A 1,584-nucleotide genomic window follows, 5' to 3' on the forward strand; every position below is an offset into this window, starting at 1 on the left:
TCACTTCGAGCGGTTTTCCGGCCTGAACGGCTACGGCGGCGCGAACGTCCATTTTGATATCCTTCCTCTGAAATTGAATTCTGACTGCTACATAATTCGATAGACTGGCGCCTCACCGGCTTTCGCCGATCGCTGCCCAAACCCCATCACGTCTCGGGCTCAACCTGGCACCAGACCGCAAGAAGCGGCCTTGCCGTACATCTTATCGCGAAGGATTGCCCTGCATCGTTTGCGAAGACCGTGCCGGTCGCGGCGGAGAACCATTGGGAATTGCCAAGGCAGATTTCGCCGGGCGACAGCAGAATGAAGGCGCGCGGCTGCGTCTGAACGTGATCGGGAAACCGGGTGTAGCGGTCCATGTAGATCACGCCGACCCTGAGATCGGCGCGCTCCTCCATGCCGCCGGGACCGACCACCACAGCATGCGAATGTGTATTGCCGAAATTCAGGCTTGCAAACGGACCCGAGCGGCCGCGCCGCCAGAGCAGGCTGTCGGCCAAACTTCTGAATTGGCCGGCGATCGCCTCGTATTTCCGTCCTGATTTCGCAAGATGGCCAATGGCGTCGTCAAGTCCTTCGGGGGCGCCGGGAATAGGCCCGCCCTCCAGGGGGCGCACCTTGCCGGTTTTGAGCAGCTTCTGCAGAACCTTGCCCGCGACGAAACTGGCGACGGCCGGGGCGTCGGCCGACAACATCAGGCCGCCGACATCGTTCAGGAATTCCTGCAGCGGCCGAGGACGCCTTTCCCTGCCGATGTCGTGCAGCCGTATATAGGCCGGCTTTTCCTCATCGTTCAGAAGAAGGTCGGCCCCACGTTTGATTGGACGTCCCACCGCGCGCGCCACGTTCAGTCCCCTCGCTTAGAGCGCCTTTTCCAGTTCCGGCAGGGCCTCGAACAGATCGGCGACCAGGCCGTAGTCGGCAACCTGGAAGATCGGCGCCTCCTCGTCCTTGTTGATGGCGACGATCACCTTCGAATCCTTCATGCCGGCCAGATGCTGGATCGCTCCGGAGATGCCGGCGGCGATATAAAGCTGCGGCGCCACCACCTTACCCGTCTGGCCGACCTGCCAGTCGTTCGGCGCATAACCGGCATCGACGGCCGCACGTGATGCGCCGACGGCAGCCCCGAGCTTGTCGGCGAGCGGCAGAATAACCTCCCTGAACTTCTCGGCAGAGCCGAGCGCCCGGCCGCCGGAGAGGATGATCTTCGCAGACGTCAGTTCCGGACGGTCGGAGGTCGACAGCGCATCGGCGACGAAACGCGACAGAGCCGGATTGGAAGCCGCCGGGATCGCCTCGACGGCAGCAGAGCCACCTTCAGATGCCGAGGCAAACGAGGCGGTGCGCACGGTGATCACCTTCTTGGCATCACTTGCCTGCACCGTCTGGATGGCATTGCCGGCATAGATCGGCCGCTTGAAGGTGTCGGAGGAGATCACTTCGATGATTTCGGAGACCTGGGCGACGTCGAGCAGGGCGGCGACGCGCGGCAGCACGTTCTTGCCGGTCGAGGTGGCAGCCGAAATGATCGTGTCATAGGAACCGGCGAGCGAGACGATCAGGTCGGAAAGCGGCTCGGCG

At 62.8% G+C, this 1,584-nt stretch carries 2 protein-coding genes; both read right to left on the reverse strand.

What is annotated here, in order from left to right:
• Nucleotides 1-146: 146 nt before the first annotated feature.
• Entirely contained in the window at nucleotides 147-845 is a 699-nt protein-coding gene (locus AF337_RS32030) for a dimethylsulfonioproprionate lyase family protein (protein WP_049735266.1), read from the reverse strand.
• 15 nt (nucleotides 846-860) lie between these two features.
• On the reverse strand, nucleotides 861-1,584 hold a 724-nt coding region (locus AF337_RS32035; protein WP_049735267.1), incomplete at its 5' end, for an electron transfer flavoprotein subunit alpha/FixB family protein.

The sequence above is a fragment of the Rhizobium ecuadorense genome, assembly GCF_001187535.1.
Taxonomy (GTDB): Bacteria; Pseudomonadota; Alphaproteobacteria; order Rhizobiales; family Rhizobiaceae; genus Rhizobium; species Rhizobium ecuadorense.